Origin of the sequence: Methylomicrobium album BG8, assembly GCF_000214275.2 — a bacterium.
In the GTDB taxonomy this organism is placed as follows: Bacteria; Pseudomonadota; Gammaproteobacteria; order Methylococcales; family Methylomonadaceae; genus Methylomicrobium; species Methylomicrobium agile.
Genome location: NZ_CM001475.1, coordinates 1195144 through 1211727, shown reverse-complemented (window position 1 = coordinate 1211727; position 16584 = coordinate 1195144). Strand labels below are relative to the sequence as shown.

At 56.5% G+C, this 16584-nt stretch carries 20 protein-coding genes; 14 read left to right on the top strand and 6 right to left on the bottom strand.

The annotated features are described in order from the left end of the window. The first annotated feature begins 32 nt into the window (after positions 1-32). The 4 genes from ilvC (at position 33) to METAL_RS05320 (ending at position 3355) form a co-directional block, all read left to right on the top strand. Positions 33-1049 (top strand): ketol-acid reductoisomerase, encoded by a 1017-nt coding sequence (ilvC, locus tag METAL_RS05330; protein WP_005370345.1) that lies wholly within the window; start codon positions 33-35, stop codon positions 1047-1049. Between the two features lie 592 nt (positions 1050-1641). Beyond that, positions 1642-1815, top strand: coding sequence for a hypothetical protein (locus tag METAL_RS20500; protein ID WP_005370343.1), 174 nt, complete (start codon positions 1642-1644; stop codon positions 1813-1815). A gap of 209 nt (positions 1816-2024) precedes the next feature. Continuing rightward, positions 2025-2690 carry a DUF2238 domain-containing protein gene (locus tag METAL_RS05325; protein ID WP_005370341.1) on the top strand — a complete coding sequence of 222 codons (666 nt, stop codon included), beginning with the start codon at positions 2025-2027 and terminating at the stop codon, positions 2688-2690. A 74-nt stretch (positions 2691-2764) separates the two neighbouring features. Beyond that, entirely contained in the window at positions 2765-3355 is a 591-nt protein-coding gene (locus METAL_RS05320; protein WP_005370339.1) for an LOG family protein, read from the top strand. Between the two features lie 105 nt (positions 3356-3460). Here the strand turns inward: METAL_RS05320 and METAL_RS05315 are convergent, their stop codons facing one another. The 4 genes from METAL_RS05315 to dksA all read right to left on the bottom strand — a co-directional run bounded on the left by METAL_RS05315 (position 3461) and on the right by dksA (position 6865). Continuing rightward, positions 3461-4003, bottom strand: coding sequence for a hypothetical protein (locus METAL_RS05315; RefSeq protein WP_157203432.1), 543 nt, complete (start codon positions 4001-4003; stop codon positions 3461-3463). Positions 4004-4296: 293 nt separating this feature from the next. Further along, positions 4297-5199 carry a DMT family transporter gene (locus tag METAL_RS05310; protein WP_005370335.1) on the bottom strand — a complete coding sequence of 301 codons (903 nt, stop codon included), beginning with the start codon at positions 5197-5199 and terminating at the stop codon, positions 4297-4299. Positions 5200-5486: 287 nt separating this feature from the next. Continuing rightward, a complete protein-coding gene (gene gluQRS, locus METAL_RS05305; protein WP_005370333.1) occupies positions 5487-6416 on the bottom strand; it encodes a tRNA glutamyl-Q(34) synthetase GluQRS in 930 nt (309 codons plus the stop codon). Between the two features lie 14 nt (positions 6417-6430). Continuing rightward, the gene (dksA, locus tag METAL_RS05300) at positions 6431-6865 is read right to left on the bottom strand and encodes an RNA polymerase-binding protein DksA (RefSeq protein ID WP_005370331.1); all 435 of its coding nucleotides are present in this window, start codon (positions 6863-6865) and stop codon (positions 6431-6433) included. Positions 6866-6976: 111 nt separating this feature from the next. Here dksA and METAL_RS05295 point away from each other — a divergent pair, with 111 nt between their 5' ends. The 6 genes from METAL_RS05295 (at position 6977) to rplI (ending at position 10840) form a co-directional block, all read left to right on the top strand. Continuing rightward, a complete protein-coding gene (locus METAL_RS05295) occupies positions 6977-8143 on the top strand; it encodes a pyridoxal phosphate-dependent aminotransferase (RefSeq protein ID WP_031431121.1) in 1167 nt (388 codons plus the stop codon). A 3-nt stretch (positions 8144-8146) separates the two neighbouring features. Beyond that, positions 8147-8470, top strand: a complete 324-nt coding sequence (locus tag METAL_RS05290) for a rhodanese-like domain-containing protein (RefSeq protein WP_005370323.1) — start codon at positions 8147-8149, stop codon at positions 8468-8470. Between the two features lie 264 nt (positions 8471-8734). Next, positions 8735-9178 (top strand): 30S ribosomal protein S6, encoded by a 444-nt coding sequence (rpsF, locus tag METAL_RS05285; RefSeq protein WP_005370321.1) that lies wholly within the window; start codon positions 8735-8737, stop codon positions 9176-9178. 31 nt (positions 9179-9209) lie between these two features. After that, complete coding sequence (gene rpsR, locus METAL_RS05280; RefSeq protein ID WP_005370319.1) at positions 9210-9434, top strand: 30S ribosomal protein S18; 225 nt, start codon at positions 9210-9212, stop codon at positions 9432-9434. Between the two features lie 18 nt (positions 9435-9452). Further along, positions 9453-10349, top strand: coding sequence for a DUF2232 domain-containing protein (locus tag METAL_RS05275; RefSeq protein ID WP_245549470.1), 897 nt, complete (start codon positions 9453-9455; stop codon positions 10347-10349). Positions 10350-10393: 44 nt separating this feature from the next. Then, positions 10394-10840 (top strand): 50S ribosomal protein L9, encoded by a 447-nt coding sequence (rplI, locus tag METAL_RS05270; RefSeq protein ID WP_005370315.1) that lies wholly within the window; start codon positions 10394-10396, stop codon positions 10838-10840. Positions 10841-11356: 516 nt separating this feature from the next. Here rplI and METAL_RS05265 read toward each other — a convergent pair. Further along, entirely contained in the window at positions 11357-12262 is a 906-nt protein-coding gene (locus METAL_RS05265) for an NAD(P)-dependent methylenetetrahydromethanopterin dehydrogenase (protein ID WP_005370305.1), read from the bottom strand. Between the two features lie 90 nt (positions 12263-12352). On the opposite strand from METAL_RS05265, the gene METAL_RS21805 reads away from it, so the two are divergent. Beyond that, positions 12353-12484 (top strand): hypothetical protein, encoded by a 132-nt coding sequence (locus METAL_RS21805; RefSeq protein WP_281023978.1) that lies wholly within the window; start codon positions 12353-12355, stop codon positions 12482-12484. Here METAL_RS21805 and METAL_RS05260 read toward each other — a convergent pair. Further along, positions 12468-13376: an NADP-dependent methylenetetrahydromethanopterin/methylenetetrahydrofolate dehydrogenase gene (locus METAL_RS05260; protein ID WP_005370304.1), complete on the bottom strand. Its 909-nt coding sequence runs from the start codon at positions 13374-13376 to the stop codon at positions 12468-12470. The two genes, METAL_RS21805 and METAL_RS05260, sit on opposite strands and share 17 nt — an antisense overlap. A gap of 133 nt (positions 13377-13509) precedes the next feature. On the opposite strand from METAL_RS05260, the gene METAL_RS05255 reads away from it, so the two are divergent. From METAL_RS05255 to METAL_RS05245, 3 genes are read left to right on the top strand one after another with little or no spacing between them, the layout of a single operon-like run. Further along, positions 13510-14118 carry a 5-formyltetrahydrofolate cyclo-ligase gene (locus tag METAL_RS05255; RefSeq protein ID WP_005370303.1) on the top strand — a complete coding sequence of 203 codons (609 nt, stop codon included), beginning with the start codon at positions 13510-13512 and terminating at the stop codon, positions 14116-14118. Further along, positions 14115-15302 (top strand): type III PLP-dependent enzyme domain-containing protein, encoded by a 1188-nt coding sequence (locus METAL_RS05250; RefSeq protein ID WP_005370302.1) that lies wholly within the window; start codon positions 14115-14117, stop codon positions 15300-15302. Before METAL_RS05255 ends, METAL_RS05250 begins: the two co-directional genes overlap by 4 nt. A 28-nt stretch (positions 15303-15330) precedes the next feature. Beyond that, a complete protein-coding gene (locus tag METAL_RS05245; protein ID WP_005370301.1) occupies positions 15331-16326 on the top strand; it encodes a zinc-dependent alcohol dehydrogenase family protein in 996 nt (331 codons plus the stop codon). Positions 16327-16584 lie beyond the last annotated feature (258 nt).

Genomic DNA, 16584 nt, shown 5'->3' with positions numbered 1-16584 from the left:
TCTAATTTATAAAAGCAACAACAGGTAAAACCATGCAAGTTTATTACGACAAAGATGCGGATCTTTCAATCATCAAATCCAGGAAAGTAGCGATCATCGGCTACGGCTCGCAAGGCCATGCGCATGCGAACAACTTAAAAGACTCGGGCGTCGATGTGGTAGTGGGCTTGCGGCCGAGTTCGGCCTCCGTCGCGAAGGCGCAAGGCTCCGGCCTGACCGTCAAGGACGTGCCGCAGGCGGTGGCCGGCGCGGACGTGGTGATGATCCTGACGCCCGACGAGTTCCAGTCGCAACTGTACAAAACCGAAATCGAGCCGAACATCAAGCAAGGCGCCACCCTGGCGTTCGCGCACGGTTTCTCGATCTTGTACAACCAGGTCGTGCCGCGCGCCGACCTCGACGTGGTGATGATCGCGCCGAAAGCGCCGGGTCACACGGTCCGCTCCGAATTCGTCCGCGGCGGCGGCGTGCCCGACCTGATCGCGGTGCACAGAGACGCTTCCGGCAACGCAAAGGCGCTGTGCTTATCCTACGCTTCCGCAATCGGCGGCGGCCGTTCGGGCATCATCGAAACCACCTTCCGCGACGAAGCCGAGACCGACCTGTTCGGCGAACAGGCCGTACTCTGCGGTGGCGCGGTCGAACTGATCAAGGCCGGATTCGAAACGCTGGTCGAAGCCGGTTATGCGCCGGAAATGGCCTACTTCGAGTGTCTGCACGAACTGAAACTGATCGTCGACCTGATGTACGAAGGCGGCATCGCGAACATGAACTATTCGATCTCGAACAACGCCGAATACGGCGAATACGTGACCGGTCCGCGCGTCATCAACGACGAAAGCCGCCGCGCGATGAAAGAAGCGCTGAATAACATCCGCAACGGCGAATACGCGAAACGCTTCATTCTGGAAGGCGCCACCAACTATCCGGAAATGACCGCGCGCCGCCGGCTGAACGCCGAACATCCGATCGAGGTCGTCGGCGAGAAACTGCGCGCGATGATGCCGTGGATCAAGGCAAACAAGATCGTCGACAAAGCCAAAAACTGATCCAACCGATCCGGTCCGACCCAAAAGCCCGCCTTTCGGCGGGCTTTTTTTACGCTATAAAAAATCTCACCCTCATAAATTTAGGCTTTCGTCAAAAAACACTTCCCCCTTTTGAAAAAGGGAAATCGAGGGGGATTTGTTTGATAAATCTCCCCGCCCCCTTTTTTCAAAAAGAGGCGTGAATAATCTGCTTTTGTAACGTCAATAATTGAAAAGTTATTTCCTACCAGACCTTTATATTCAATTTTTAAACCATTTTCAATATACGATGACTCCAACTTCATGCTATGCTTCATCAACTGATGTAGGTTGTTAATATGAACTACTCATCCCCTACAGGGGTCTCATTTTCACTTTGCCGCCCGTTCATCGCGTATTCATTTTGCGGAAAGAATAATAGGCTGCAGCTGAGAAAAAAACCCGCCTAAAGGGTGAAATCAACCGTCGAATTTCATTAATTCGCGGGGGAAAAGCAACCTCTTCCCCAACCAAGCCGCATTAATCAAGCAAAAATAAAAATGGCCTGTTTTTTGCTTATTGATTTTTAGTCCCCCTCAACATCACCAAGTTTTGAAATTGATAAGGAGTGTGTATGATACGCATCATTGAAAAATGGAATGACGCGGAATTAATTTACGACGATTACGGTTATCATTTGCGCGTATTTTTGGGAGATCAACTCAGATCGATCATCAATGTGACGGCCGAAAATGACGACGAAGCGATTAAAAGAGCGCGGCGCGCGATCTATCTTTTCCTGTCCTGATGCGGACCGGCCGAAAGTCCGGCCAATGCCGTCTAGCCGTTGGTCGGATGAGTCGGCATACCCGAGCGCGTTTTTTCCGCACTGGGCAATAGACGCGCCAAAGCAGTTTCCAGAAGCACTATCCCAATTCGTCTTTCTTTTCTTAAAGACATATGGGATATCGGCTCGCCGCGCGGCATTGATTTTAAAAACGCCGGAGTTTTGCCATAATGGCAAAAAACCAACGCACACCGCCAATGCGCACTCATCCTCGCTTTTTCTATTGCCTCGGGCTCGCGCTTTTCTGGACCGCTTTCATCTGGTCCGGTATCCGTCCGAAGGACTATCCCACATGGATCCTCGAAACCCTGCCCGCCGTTATCGGAATCCTCATCGTTATCGCCACCCGCAGGCGCTTCCCGCTGACGCCGCTAGCTTACTGGCTGATCATCGCACACAGCGTGATCCTGATGATCGGCGGCCATTACACTTACGCGGAAGTCCCGTTGTTCGACACGCTTAAAGACATTTTCGGCTTCGAACGCAACAATTACGACAAACTCGGCCATTTCATGCAGGGCTTCAATCCGGCGATCGTCTCCCGGGAGATCCTGATCCGCAACCGGGTGCTCCGGAAGCCGTCATGGCTAAACTTCATGATCGTCTGTTTTTGCCTGGCGGTCGCCGCCTTTTACGAAATGATCGAATGGTGGACGGCCCTGCTCAGTAAAGATGCCGCCGAAGCCTTTCTCGGCACGCAAGGCTACGTCTGGGATACGCAGTCGGACATGGCGTGGGCCTTGCTGGGCGCCATACTGGCATTGAGCGGTTTGCACCGGCTGCACGACCGGCAATTGGCACCGCTCGCCGCCACACCCGGCTTCGGAAGATCATAAAATCTGATGAAGACCGAGCACCTCTACAACAGCGCCGCAACACATCATGCTCCCGATCGGATGGTTTCGGACATATGAGACAGCTCAAAAATATCTGCGTCTATTGCGGCTCAAGCCCCGGTAGCCGGGAGGCCTATGCCGGAAAAGCCCGCGCGCTTGCCGAAACGCTGGTTAACCGCGGTATCGGCCTCGTCTACGGCGGCGCGAGCATCGGCCTGATGGGCATGATTGCGGACCATGTACTGCGGCTCGGCGGCAGGGCGGTCGGCGTGATTCCGGAAGCCTTGATGCACAAGGAAGTCGCGCATTATCGATTAACGGAACTACATGTCACCCACTCGATGCACGAACGCAAGATGCGAATGGCGGAACTGGCCGACGGCTTTATCGCCCTACCCGGCGGCCTCGGCACCCTGGAGGAACTTTTCGAGATCTGGACCTGGGCCCAGCTCGGCTTTCATGGCAAACCGTGCGGCCTGCTCAATGCGGAAGGCTATTACGATCCGCTGATCGAATTTCTGGACCATGCCGTGACGGAACAATTCGTCCGTCCGTCGCACCGTTCGATGCTGATCGTGGAAAGCGAGCCCGAAAAGCTGCTGGACCGCTTTGCGGATTACCGGGTCCCGGCCGTAAAAATCTGGGTAGAGAAGGATGAAACATGAGGCAGCCTGGATACCCTTCTCATCTGCACAAAAAAACTCAGAGGATAAAATCCAAAGATAAGAGTATTTTCATTTCGAGTAAACGGCCTTTTAAAGAAAAACGCGTCATTCCGGCAGGGATTGCCGGAATCCCGAAGCCAGGGATGGCAAGCTCCAATACATTCCTGAACTCTGGATCTCGCCAATCCCTGCCGAGGCATCGATCCGACTGACCGCCGCCGACATGGCGGCCAATGAAGCCAGCAGCATCATCGGCCGATGCACTTCCGGCCGCCGCCGCTGCCATACGCCAATGCCCACGAAACCGGCGAAGATCAGAATGCTGACGATCGGGACGGCCATGAATTGTTTGGGAGACAATCCCCATATTCTCAATTCGGACGGACTAATCAGCGTCGCCTCGATCCCGAGCCGAAAGCCGAGGATCGCAATACAGGCCGCCAGCCCTGCCCCGATGCGCCCCAGCATCCGGTGAATACGGCGGTTGCCCGTCATGATCAACAGCGGCTGGACCAGGAACAACAGTATCCACGCCGACATACCGATGCCGTGCAGAATGAGTAAGGTACGTATCGGCGGCGCGAGTTCGCGGCCCGGATAAGCCTTACCTTGCAGATAAAAGTGCTGGAAACCGAGGAGCATCAGCACCAGCGGCAATGCTGCTGCGATGAAATAGAATAGGCGAGCGGGATTGCGCGAAACGGATTTTCCGAACGGCCAGCGGAAAACGAAATTTGACGGGAATTCATACCGGAACGGTTCCTTATTTAAATTTCGACGAGAGGCAATTGTGAAGCTTATGGCTCTTAACGTAAAGCTAATTCAGAGACTTGGAATAAAAACGATGTCATAAATGTAGGGCGGATGCCGGCAGGCGATCCGCCAGTTGGCAGTTGCCTATGGCGGAACCGCTATCGCGTTCCGCCTTACACGGATTAGCGTCAGCGCAATCGGAGAGGATGGGGAATGCTGCGAGCCGGCTGCAACGGTTGTTTTTTCTTCCGCTCCCAATACAAATTGATAAAGTTACCCGCCAGTATTAATCCCGCACCCAAAACCAAAAACTCATCGACACGCTCACTGTAAAGCGCATAGCCAACCAGTGCTATGAGCGGTAAGCGCAGAAAATCTAAGGGCACCACTACCGAAGCATCCGCCAGGGAAAATGCCCGCACCATGCAGTAGTGCGCGCTGAGCCCGGCAATGCCGACCACGATGAGCAAAGGCCAATGCGCCGCTGCCCGGGTAGCCCAATTAAACACCGCCGGCACCAAACCTAAAGGGAGCTGAACCAACATCATGTAAAAGAGAATGCACAGCGGCGTGTCCAACCCCGCCAGCCTCTTGGTCAATGTATGAGACAGTCCATACGCAAAGGCACCGGCCAACATTACAAGCGCTGCCGGATGCACGACCGACCAGCCGGGGCGAAGGATGACCAAAACACCCGAGATGCCTAGAACAACCGCCAGCCCCCGAGTCGCGGAGATACGCTCACCCAGCAGGAATGCCGCGAATACTACCGTCCAAAGCGGCACTGTGAACTCAATAGCAAACACAGCCGCCAGCGGAATAAGCGCAATGGCATAGAACCAACCGAACTGCCCGCAAAAGTGAACAAAGTTCCGCCCGAAATGCAGTCTAACGTTCCGAAACGAGACTTGCGCCCAACCCGCCCTTGTGAGTATGGCCGAGATAACAAGCAAGCCGATGAGACTGCGGATGGCAAGAAGCTGGAACGTGCCAAAGTTCGCGGAAAGTTCGCGCACCGCAACCGCCATTGCGGAAAAGGAGAGTAAAGCGCCCGCCATCCAGGCGGCAGCAACAACTAAGGGGTGACGCATAGGCGTAACGCCTCCTTTCCGGTTCTACCCACAATTAGCTATCCCAAATGACGCAAAACATTTCACCACAGGCATACTTCGCATTTTTGAAAAATAAGAAGAACAACTCGTAGGATGTGCCGACGAAGGAGGCGCATCAATCGCGAACGATGCGCTTCACTTTGTTCAGCACATCCTACGGCCCTATCGCGTTCCGCCTTACACGGGTTTATTACGTCTTGAATAATGACTCCCATGCATCCTCAGGCGGCTTATCCTATCACACCCCCATCCATTTACGGATCACGTCAACCTTCACCCGAATCTACGCTTTCTTCAATCATTTCCGGCTGAATCGCATGGATTTTTATTAGAGGCTCAGGGTTCCAGTTCCGAACGGCCCACTCCAGCATTTCCGAACAAGAAGCATCCCTCAGCCCAACCGGCGGCTCTTGCTTCAATAACTCCAGCAACCGAAACATCACGGCAGACGTATTCCGCATCGTCACCGCCTCGGCCAGCGTCTGCTTGCTGAGTTTGCAGCCGTGGCTGTCGATGATGATCGGCACGTGCAGGTAGGAAGGCCTCGGCAGGCCGAGCAATTGCTGCAGGTAAATCTGTTTCGGGGTCGAATCGACGAGGTCGAAGCCTCTGACGACATGGGTGACGCCTTGCAGGTGATCGTCAATCACGCAGGCGAACTGATAGGACATGATGCCTTCCTTGCGTTTCAGAATGAAGTCGCCATGCTCCTCGGCAAGGTTTTGGCGAATGCTTCCCTGCAAACGGTCATCGAAGCCGATGTCGCGGCCGTCGCTTTTGACGCGCAAAGCGTAAGGCCGATCGGTGGGAAAAACGGTCCGGTTTCGGCAAATACCGGGATAGATATCGTGCCTGCCGGGGCGTTCGGCGAGCGTTTTGCGGCTGCAGGTACAGGGATAGAGAAGGCCTGGCCGTTGCAGTTCTGAAAGCGCCTGTTCGTAGTCGGCCGGATGTTCGCTTTCGTAATAGACGGGACCGTCCCAATATAGGCCGTAGGCTTCCAGAGTGGTCAATATACTGTCGACCGAACCGGGCACATTGCGCGGAGTATCGATGTCGTCGATACGCAGCAGCCATCGGCCGCGATGGGCGCGCGCATCGAGATAGCTCGCAAGCGCCGTGTAGAGAGAACCGAGATGCAACGGGCCGGTCGGCGACGGCGCAAACCGGCCGACGTAGGGCTTACCGCCCGCCACGGCGCGGCGAAGGTTCAGCCCATTTGTTTTTCGCGGATCTCATCCAGAGTCTTGCAATCGATGCACAAGGTCGCGGTAGGACGCGCTTCCAAGCGACGGATGCCGATTTCGATGCCGCAGGATTCGCAGTAGCCGTAGCCGCCGGATTCGATTTCCTTCAACGCTTCGTCGATTTTCTTGATCAATCGGCGTTCGCGGTCGCGAGTCCTGAGTTCGAGGCTGAATTCGGATTCCTGTGTCGCCCGGTCGTTCGGATCGGGAAAATTGGCCGCGTCGTCCTGCATGTGGTGCACGGTGCGGTCCACTTCCCTCATCAATTCGGCTTTCCAGTTTCTCAGAATGGTCTCAAAATGCTTTAATTGAGCGTCACTCATGTATTCTTCGCCTTCTTTCTCGACATAGGGCGTAAAACTGAACGGTGATGCGCCAACTTTAGAACTTTCGATCATCCACTAACTCCCCAGGGATAGGCTAAATAAATCCTACATTTTTAGCAGAATCATTACGGATTGGCAAGATTTATTGGTATCATGCCGGATTTTGGAACGAGCGGCGACAGCATGAGCTTAAGGGTAGCGGAGCGGATTTCGGGCATACAACCTTTTTATGTGATGGAACTTTTGCGGCGGGCCAAGGAACTGGAAGCCGACGGCAAGGATATTATCCATATGGAGATCGGCGAGCCGGATTTTGCCACACCGCAAACGATTCTGAAGGCGGCGCTTGCGCATACCGCGACCGGCGACGTGAAATATACGCCGGCGGCCGGCCTGACCGAACTCCGGCAAAAGATCGCCGCGTTTTACCGGCGCCGTTACGGCGTGAACATTCCCGAACAGCGCGTCTTCGTGACGCCGGGCGCGACCGGCGCCTTCCTGCTGGCTTTGGGAGCCAGTTTGAATCCGGGCGAGGAAGTCCTGATGGCCGACCCATGCTATCCCTGCAACAGCAATTTCGTGCAGCTTTACGACGGCAAAACGCGCACCATCCCGGTCGATGCGGACAGCCATTACCAGTTGACCACCAAACTGATCGAACGCCACTGGTCGGCCGAAACGAAAGGCGTCCTGATCGCCTCGCCTTCCAACCCGACCGGCACGCTGATCCCGCGCGCCGAATTGCAAAAAACGATCGAGGCGACCCGCCGCCTCGGCGGCTGTTTTTATTCGGACGAGATTTACCACGGCCTGGTCTATGGCGAAAAGGCCGCGACCGCGCTCGAATTCAGCGACGACGTTTTCGTGATCAACAGCTTTTCGAAATATTTCGGAATGACCGGCTGGCGGATCGGCTGGCTGATCGTACCGGAGCTGTTTATCGAAGCGGCCGAAAAATTGTCGCAGAACATCTTCATTTCGACTTCGAGCGACGCCCAGCATGCCGCATTGGCCGCCTTCGACGAATCCACGCTCGCCGAGCTTGAAGACCGGCGCCGGGAATTCGAAAAACGGCGCGACTTCCTGTACGATGCGCTGGTGCGGCTCGGCTTCGACATCCCGATCAAACCGGCAGGCGCTTTTTATATCTACGCGCGCTGTGCGAAGTTTACCGACGACAGCTTCCAATTCGCGCTCGACCTGCTCGAAAACGAAGGCGTCGCGGTCACGCCCGGCAAGGATTTCGGGCTGCACGAAGCCCATCACGCCCTGCGCTTCGCCTACACGACCTCGCTGGACAGGCTGGCGGAAGCGGTGCGGCGCCTCGAACGATTTCTCGACGCAAGGTAATTTATGGCAATCACGACACTCTCGGCATCCGAACTGCACGAACGCCTGGTGCAAGGCGAAGACCTTTTTCTGCTCGATGTCAGGGAACCCCAGGAATACCGCTACGCCAACATCGCCGGCAGCACGCTGATTCCGCTGCGGCAGATTCCCGCCCGGATCGGCGAACTCGATCCGGAGCGACATATCGTGGTGATCTGTCATCACGGCATGCGCAGTATGCAGGCCGCGACTTATCTGGCCCATCAAGGCTTTCAGAATATCGCGAATCTGACCGGCGGGATCGACGCCTGGTCGCTCCAATGCGACAGTGCGGTTCTCCGGTATTGAGATCAAGGCTCGGGGCGCCGTGCGCCGCTCCAAGCCTTCAAACAGCAGGATTGCAAGCCGCACCTCCTCAACCGGCTGCCGATAACCCGGTCCGTTCCTAGCCAAAGGCGGTGGCTCTTTGCGCATTTCCCAAACGATTGAAATCAAAGCTTTTCCTAAAGTTAAAAACCTAATATAATGGCCCGTTTTACCGGGGCTTTGCCTCATCCTTGCTTTACTGTCCCGCCCAAGCGGGGCGGAAGGCTTCAACCGTAAGGAAAAATCATGCGACATTATGAAATCGTCTTTTTAGTCCATCCTGACCAAAGCGCTCAGGTGCCGGCGATGATCGACCGCTACAAAGCGATCATCGAGGGCGCTTCCGGCGCGATTCACCGTCTGGAAGACTGGGGCCGCAGACACCTGGCCTACCCGATCAACAAAATTCACAAAGCGCATTACGTGCTGATGAACATCGAGTGCGACCAGCCGACGCTGGCGGAACTGGAAAGCAGCTTCCGTTTCAACGACGCGATCCTGCGCAGCATGACCCTGGTGCAAAAACAGGCGGTCACCACGCCTTCCCCGATCGCAACCCAGGCGGCTGAAGAGAGCAAGAACGCCGAAGCCAAAGCCAAAGAAGCCGCCGCACGCGCCGCTGCAGTTGAAGGAGCCGATACCGACGAGATCGAATCCGACTTCGAAGGCGACGAACCGGCTTCCGAATAACCCATCAACCTGACAGGATACGAGAATACCCATGGCACGTAACGCAAGACGTAAAGCAAAAGGCTTGGGCGCCGGCAACGGCGTTGAAATCGATTACAAAGACCTGAATCTGCTGGGCGACTATGTCACCGAAACCGGCAAAATCGTCCCCAGCCGCATCACCGGCGTCAGCGCCAAATACCAAAGACAGTTGTGCACCGCGATCAAGCGCGCGCGCTACATCGCGCTGCTGCCCTATTGCGACGCGCATAAATAATCGAGTCTGGGCGAGACAGTGAAAATTTTGGCGGATTACATCATGCGCGGACGGACGCAGGCCATTATCGTGGCCTCGACGCTGGCGCTGCTGTCGCTGAAGTTTCCACCGGTCAGCGTTCTCAGCTCGGCCTCCGTGGCCCTGGTCACATTGCGGCACGGCGCTCTCGAAGGGGTGTATATTCTGTTCGGCGCCGGCATCGCCGCCGCGCTGCTCGGCTTTTTCGCGATCGACAACTACCAGTTTGCCTTGTTCTATGCATTGCTGCTGTGGCTGCCGGTCTGGATGATCTCGATCATCCTCAGGGAAGGCCGCCGGTTGTCCCTCGCGGTCGAAATTGCGGTCTTTATCGGCATCCTGGGCGTTGCGGGTTTTTATCTGTACGAACCCGACCCCGCCGCCATGTGGGCCGGTCTGCTCGAACAGATGATCCAGCAAACCCAGGCGCCGATCAAGGACACCAAGATCTGGATCGACAACTTTGCCCATTACATGACCGGCCTGTTTGCCGCCGGCACCGTGTTCAGCCTGCTGTTCGGGCTGTTCCTGGGCCGCTGGTGGCAGTCGCTGCTGTTCAATCCGGGCGGGTTCAAACAGGAATATCTGGCGCTCGGCACCGGCCCGAAACTGGCAATCAGCAGCCTAGCCATACTGGCAGCCGCCTTCTTTACCACGGGAACGCTGTCGGAAATCGCCTGGAACATGACCATTTTACTGTTTACGCTCTATACCGTGATCGGCGCTTCGGTGCTGCATGTGGTATTTTCGCAAACCAAAATGAGCCGTTTTGCGGTGCCGCTGTTTTATGTAACGCTGATCCTGGTCCCCCAGGTCCTACCGCCGGTCGCGATCGTCGGACTGATCGACGCGTGGCTTGACATACGTAAAAAAAATTCGAATCAATCAGGCGCCTGAAGGCGCCATTTATCGGCTAAACGTCCGAATAAGAGGATTAAAAGATGGAAGTTATTTTGCTTGAAAAAATAGCGAACTTGGGCGGTCTGGGTGACAAAGTCACGATCAAGGCCGGCTACGGCAGAAATTACCTGATACCGACCGGCAAGGCGGTAGCGGCGACCCCGCAGAAAATTGCCGAGTTTGAAGCGCGCCGCGCCGAACTCGAAAAAACCGCCGCCGAAAAACTGGCTGCCGCAAAGGCCCGCGCCGAGGCGCTCGGCAAACTGCAAATCGTAATCGCCCATAAAGCGGGCGATGAAGGCAGATTGTTCGGTTCGGTCGGCACCCACAACATTGCGGAAGCGATCACTGCCGCAGGCGTCGCGGTCGAGAAATCCGAAGTTCGCCTGCCGCACGGCGCGATCCGCCACGTCGGCGAAGTTTCGATCGACATCAACCTGCATTCCGATGTCGTGGTGACGCTGCCGATCACAATCGCCGCGGAATAAAAAACGGTTTTACCGATTCTTTCCGGGCGCCGTTCGGCGCCCGGCTCCTGCCCAACCCTCCCTGGCAGGCTAGAGCATTTTCATATCGCTTATAGGGAGATAATGCCGTTAAGTCAAACCGTCATCTCGGCAGGGATTCATGCCAGGCTTTCCTGCCTGGCCCCCTTCGGGTCAATGCAAATCTGTTCCAGACAGATTTGTGCCGAGATCCAGACTGCAGGGATGCATTAAAGCTTGCCATCCCTGGCTTCTGGATTCGGCAACCGCTCCCTGCGTTGCCCTCGATCGCGTGTTCCCGACGCGATCTACCTCGCCCTTCCTTGGGCTCGTATCTCCTGCCTCCCTGCAGTCGTCCGGCAAATCCCTGCCGGAATGACGCGTTTCCCCTCACTTTGCGGCATAGCTTATGACCGTACACCCAAAACGAAAATGCTCTAGCGTCGATGTGCTTGCCTTTTCTTCGAGCGCAGATTCCGTCCGCGCCCGCTTTCCCTCTCCAGCCTTACGGGATGATGTTTAAACAAATTCCCGCGCTTTGGCAAATGCGTCCCTGAAGTCCAGATACCACGGCTGCTCGGCATCCAGCAATAATCTCAAGAGTTTGTTTTGCAGTTTGTATTTGACGTCGCCCACCGCCAGCGCGCCAATACCGACCGCGCCTTGCGCCCGCTCCGCATATACCAGCGGCTCACCCCTATGGCTACGCTTGATTCCCTCGATGCCGAGCGGCGGCACCGCATTGACATCGGCGGCGACTTTCAGGTTTTTCGCCGTTTTCAACACGCCGGCATTCAATACCTGCACGCCGGCTTTCGCCGTGCAGAAAATCACGTCGACATCGGCGATCAATTCGGCTTTTTCCGCATCGGAACTCGCAAACGCGCCTTTGATATGGCAGCCGAAGCGGCGGTTATAAGCCGCAGCGATTTCGTTCGCGGTATCGAGGGACAAATGATCGACGATCGCAACATCGAGCCCCGCCTGGGAAGCGATCACTGCGGTCGTAATGCCGATCGCGCCGGTGCCGCCGAAAACCAGCGCCTTGCACTCCTTGAACGATTTGCCGTGCTTAACGGCCAATTCTTTTTCGACGCAGGCAACCAGCGCGGCCGCGGTCGTAAAAGCGCCGCTCGGATCGGCCAGCACCGAAATTTCGAACGGCGGCACCATTGCGCGCCTGCAGGCGGCCAGCATGTCGATCGCCAATCCGATGTCGCGCCCGCCGATAAAGATTGCGGTGCGCTTGACGCCGGACGGCCCCCGCGAAAAAATCGCATCCTGAGCCAACCCATTGACATTGTCCAGCTTCACGTTGCTGTACGGTATCAGCACATCGAAACCGGCATCCACAGCCATGTTGATGTCGAACGGACTATTGTTAGGCATCGGGTCGAGCATGTGAAGTACGCTGCGTTTTTCCATCGGGTGATCCTTGTCTTGTTGCGGATAAGCTTAATATAGAGGGGAACGGTTAAAATATAAAGAGAGCATCTCGATCGGCAGGAAAAGCCGATGCAACAAGTTGCCCAGGCATGCGGCAATGCTGCGCCGGATCTCGCAGATCAATCCGGCCCGAACGCGCTGGAAACCGGACATTCTCCGAAACGGCCGGTTTCCAGCAAGAAAATCAAGGATTGGCCTTGATATATTCCCTCGCCACTTCGAAAGCATGTTCGAAATGCAGATAGACCGGCTTTTCGGAGTTGAGCATTTTTTTCAGCAGCAAATTCTGTGCCTGATATTTCACATTCCCGATCGCCAGCGCGCCGATACCGACCGCACCACTGATCGAACCGGCAATCGGCGTGCCGTTATGGAACGCATCGACGCCGGCAATACCGGCCGGAGGCACCGCATTCACGTCAGCCGCGACTTTCAGCTGCGGCGCCGAGGCGATCAATTGCGCGCTCAGCAGTTCGATGCCCGCCGCCCCGGTCGCGAACACCACATCGGCGGTCTTGATGTATTCGGCTTTATCCGCATCGGCGCCCGCGAAGATGGTGATTTTACCTTCGCCGAATTCATTGCTGCACAAATCGGCCACGCTTTGCGCTCTTTCGAGCTGGCGGCCGATAATTCTGACATGGGCGCCTGTGCGGGCCGCAATTACCGCTGCCGCCTGCCCGACCGGCCCGGTCCCGCCGAGCGCCAGAATGTTTTTACCTTCCAGCGTGGTATTGAATTTGGCGATCAATTCGCGCTCGACCGCTGCCACCATGCCCGCGGCAGTCGTGAAAGCGCCGCTCGGGTCAGCAAATACGGAGACTTCGAAAGGCGGAACCATCGACCGTTTGGCGATCTTGAGCATGTCCATCGCCTGTTTGGTGTCCCGTCCACCGATAAAAATTCCGGTGCGCTTCAGATTTTTCGCGCTTCGCGAGAAAATCGCGTCCTGAACCAGCCCCTGCACTTCGCTCGGCTCGACGTTGATATAAGGAACAGCCGAAACCCAGCCCGCATCCATCGCCATATTGACGTCGAACGGGCTCAAATTTTTGGCGGTCGTTAACATGTGTAGAATAAACGGTTTTTCCATGATATCCCCTTGGCTAAAATAACCGGAGAGTATAAAAGAATTTTGCCGGTAAAAACAGCGGAGGCCGCGATACGGTTCAAAATAGCCCCGAATTTGTGTATGATCGCCGGTTTTCGCAACGAAATGGTAGCTCATGCCTACCCGTAAAGCCCAACAGCGCCGCGCCGCCCATCAGGCCCGCGACCGGCAGACCGACAAGGATACGCTCAGCATCGAAATCTGCGCCCGCCTGATCGCTCGGCCCGAGTATCGGGCCGCTTCCACCGCGATGTGGTATATCGGCTGCAAATCCGAGGTCGGAACGCTGGCGGCCCTGCGTAGCGAACTGGCCGGCCGCAAACGCATCGTGACTCCCTATTGCACCGTGGACGAACACGGACGGCGCAAGCTCGGCCTATGGCATCTTGAAGACCTTTCCGAACTGACGCCCGGCACCTGGAACATTCCGGAGCCACCTCAGACACGCAGGGGTGAAACGGGAAAAGAAATGCCGCCTTCCGAACTCGATGTCATCGTCGTTCCGGGCGTCGCGTTCGACCGTAACGGCAGACGCCTCGGCAACGGAGCCGGTTATTACGACCGCCTACTGGCCGAGATCCGGGAAGATGCGGTTTCATTCGGCGTTTGCTTCGAGTCGCAGCTTCTGGACCGGATCGAAACGGAATCGCATGATGTCCCGATGGATTTCGTGGTTACCGAGAAAAACCTTTACACCGGCAAAAGCCGGAGAGCGGCGCGATGAACTTGAGCGCAATCAAAGCCGCACTGCCCTCCTCGCCCGCGTTCGTGATCGACAGGGACGCGCTGCTTGCAAATCTGCGAGCGCTGGAGGCGCTAAAAAAACACAGCGACGTCCGGGTGCTCTATTCGATCAAATCGCTGCCCCTGTCGCGGGTATTGCAGGAGGCAAAACCCTACGTCGACGGCTTTTCGGTCAGCTCGCTGTTCGAAGCCCGGCTCGCGCAGGAAGCGCTGTCGAAACCGGGCAGCGTACATTTGACGACGCCCGGTCTCCGGCCCGACCAGATAGACGCTCTCAGCACGCAGTGCAGCCATATCAGCTTCAATTCACTGGGTCAGTTTCGGCGTTTCGCGCCGGCGCTGGGAGACAAGGTTTCTTCCGGCCTGCGGATCAACCCGAAATTATCCGGGCTGAACGACGTCCGCTTCGATCCCTGCCGGCCGCATTCGAAACTCGGCGTTCCGATCGAGGATCTCGCCAGCCTCGAATCCTGGCAAGGTATTGCCGGCCTGCATCTGCATAACAGCTTTGCGGCGACCGGCTATACGACGCTGACCGAAACCCTGCAAAAAGTCGAGGACTGCCTGAGCGATAGACTGAAGCAGTTGGAGTGGATCAATCTCGGCGGCGGCTATTTATACGGCGGCATCGCCGACCAGCGGCCGTTCATCGATGCCGTCCGAAGGCTCCGCAGCCGCTACGGCGTACAGGCTTATATCGAACCGGGCAAAGCGGTGGTCGGAAATGCGGGCCACCTGATTTCGACGGTGCTGGATGTTTTCGAAAGCGACGGCAAAACCGTCGCGGTCCTGGACACCAGCGTCAACCATCATCCGGAAGTATTCGAATACCAGCGCCGGCCCGACCTGGCCGAAGCAGCGCCGGACGGAAGCTACCCGGCGATTTTGGCGGGCTGCACCTGCCTGGCCGGCGATCTTTTCGGCGAATACCGGTTCGCCGCACCGCTCGCGATCGGCGACAAAGTCGTCTTCAAGCATGTCGGCGCCTACAGCCTGATCAAGGCAAACCGCTTCAACGGCTGCAATCTGCCCGATATCTATATCGCCGCCGGCGGCGGACTGGAATGCGTGAAGCAATTCAGCTATGAAGAATTCCGCAATCAATGGAGCTGCGACCGGGATTTGCCCGAAAACGCGAAAGAAAACGCCGCCATCACGGTCTAACATCATTCACTTATCCGGAGGAACAGCCATGAAAGCCATCCTGATGACCGCCGTCGGCGGCCCCGAAGTTTTGTCCCTGCAAGAAATCGACGAACCGCAGATCACCTCGCCGACCGAAATCAAGGTCAAACTGCATGCGGCCGGCGTCAATCCGATCGACACCAAAGTCCGCCGCCGGGGCGTATTCTTTCCGAACCCGCTGCCGGCGGTGTTGGGCTGCGACGGTGCCGGCAAAGTGGTCGCGGTCGGTTCGGCGGCGGACCGTTTCAAACCCGGCGACAAGGTCTGGTTCTGCCACGGCGGACTCGGCCGCGAGCAAGGCAATTACGCCGAATATACGGTGCTGGACCAACGCTGGGCCGCCCCGATGCCGGTTTCCCTGTCGTATGCCGAAGCGGCCGCCGCCCCGCTGGTGTTGATCACCGCCTGGGGCGCGCTCTTTGACCGCGGCGGCCTCGAAGCGGGCCAGACCGTGCTGGTCCATGCCGGCGCGGGCGGCGTAGGCCATGTCGCGATTCAATTGGCGAAACTGAAAGGCGCGCGCGTAATCACCACGGTCAGTTCGGCGCAAAAAGCCGAGTTTGTCAAAGCGCTGGGAGCGGACCATACGGTCGATTACAAAACCGAAGGCGGCTTTGCCGAAGCGGTCAACCGCCTGACCGACGGCAAAGGCTGCGACCTGGTCTTCGATACGGTAGGCCCGTCCGTTTTTGAAGAAAGCATCCCGGTCACCGCGCATTTCGGGCGTCTCGTCACGATTCTCGAACCCGGCGCACTCAATTGGGGCGAAGCCAGAATCCGAAATCTGCTGATCGGTTTCGAACTGATGCTGACGCCGATGCTGCGGGATTTGGATGCGGCCCGGGACAAACAGATCGCCATGCTGAATCAATGCGCCGAATGGATCGATCAAGGGCGGTTAAAGATCCATCTCAGCAACCGAATGGCGCTCGAAGACGCCGCCGAGGCGCATGAACTCATCGAAGCAGGCCACACGCAAGGGAAAATCGTATTGACAATGTGACGTAAACCGGCAGCCGGTCCCGATAAAAAAAGGCGCTTAACCTGGTCGATTAAGCGCCCATATCCATAACAACATTGGAGAGAGGAGGAGAAAATAATCACGCTGTCCATAGAGTACGTAGTCTATCAAGCATTTTTAATGCCAATCCCTTTACTATCTCCCTTAACCGCCCAAAAATCAGCGTCCGGAAGACGAACCCCTCGCCTGCCATAGCGGTACAGAGCGGACAACGTCAACCCGATCGGGGCTTCGGCTTAA

Coding starts and splice junctions, on each gene's coding strand:
- METAL_RS05310 (WP_005370335.1), bottom strand. CDS start 5,199: ATGCGTCACCCCTTAGTTGTTGCTGCCGCCTGGATGGCGGGCGCTTTA.
- METAL_RS05245 (WP_005370301.1), top strand. CDS start 15,331: ATGAAAGCCATCCTGATGACCGCCGTCGGCGGCCCCGAAGTTTTGTCC.
- METAL_RS05320 (WP_005370339.1), top strand. CDS start 2,765: ATGAGACAGCTCAAAAATATCTGCGTCTATTGCGGCTCAAGCCCCGGT.
- METAL_RS05250 (WP_005370302.1), top strand. CDS start 14,115: ATGAACTTGAGCGCAATCAAAGCCGCACTGCCCTCCTCGCCCGCGTTC.
- METAL_RS21805 (WP_281023978.1), top strand. CDS start 12,353: ATGCAACAAGTTGCCCAGGCATGCGGCAATGCTGCGCCGGATCTCGCA.
- METAL_RS20500 (WP_005370343.1), top strand. CDS start 1,642: ATGATACGCATCATTGAAAAATGGAATGACGCGGAATTAATTTACGAC.
- METAL_RS05325 (WP_005370341.1), top strand. CDS start 2,025: ATGGCAAAAAACCAACGCACACCGCCAATGCGCACTCATCCTCGCTTT.
- METAL_RS05265 (WP_005370305.1), bottom strand. CDS start 12,262: ATGGAAAAACGCAGCGTACTTCACATGCTCGACCCGATGCCTAACAAT.
- rplI (WP_005370315.1), top strand. CDS start 10,394: ATGGAAGTTATTTTGCTTGAAAAAATAGCGAACTTGGGCGGTCTGGGT.
- ilvC (WP_005370345.1), top strand. CDS start 33: ATGCAAGTTTATTACGACAAAGATGCGGATCTTTCAATCATCAAATCC.
- METAL_RS05255 (WP_005370303.1), top strand. CDS start 13,510: ATGCCTACCCGTAAAGCCCAACAGCGCCGCGCCGCCCATCAGGCCCGC.
- METAL_RS05260 (WP_005370304.1), bottom strand. CDS start 13,376: ATGGAAAAACCGTTTATTCTACACATGTTAACGACCGCCAAAAATTTG.
- rpsF (WP_005370321.1), top strand. CDS start 8,735: ATGCGACATTATGAAATCGTCTTTTTAGTCCATCCTGACCAAAGCGCT.
- METAL_RS05295 (WP_031431121.1), top strand. CDS start 6,977: ATGAGCTTAAGGGTAGCGGAGCGGATTTCGGGCATACAACCTTTTTAT.
- dksA (WP_005370331.1), bottom strand. CDS start 6,865: ATGATCGAAAGTTCTAAAGTTGGCGCATCACCGTTCAGTTTTACGCCC.
- METAL_RS05290 (WP_005370323.1), top strand. CDS start 8,147: ATGGCAATCACGACACTCTCGGCATCCGAACTGCACGAACGCCTGGTG.
- rpsR (WP_005370319.1), top strand. CDS start 9,210: ATGGCACGTAACGCAAGACGTAAAGCAAAAGGCTTGGGCGCCGGCAAC.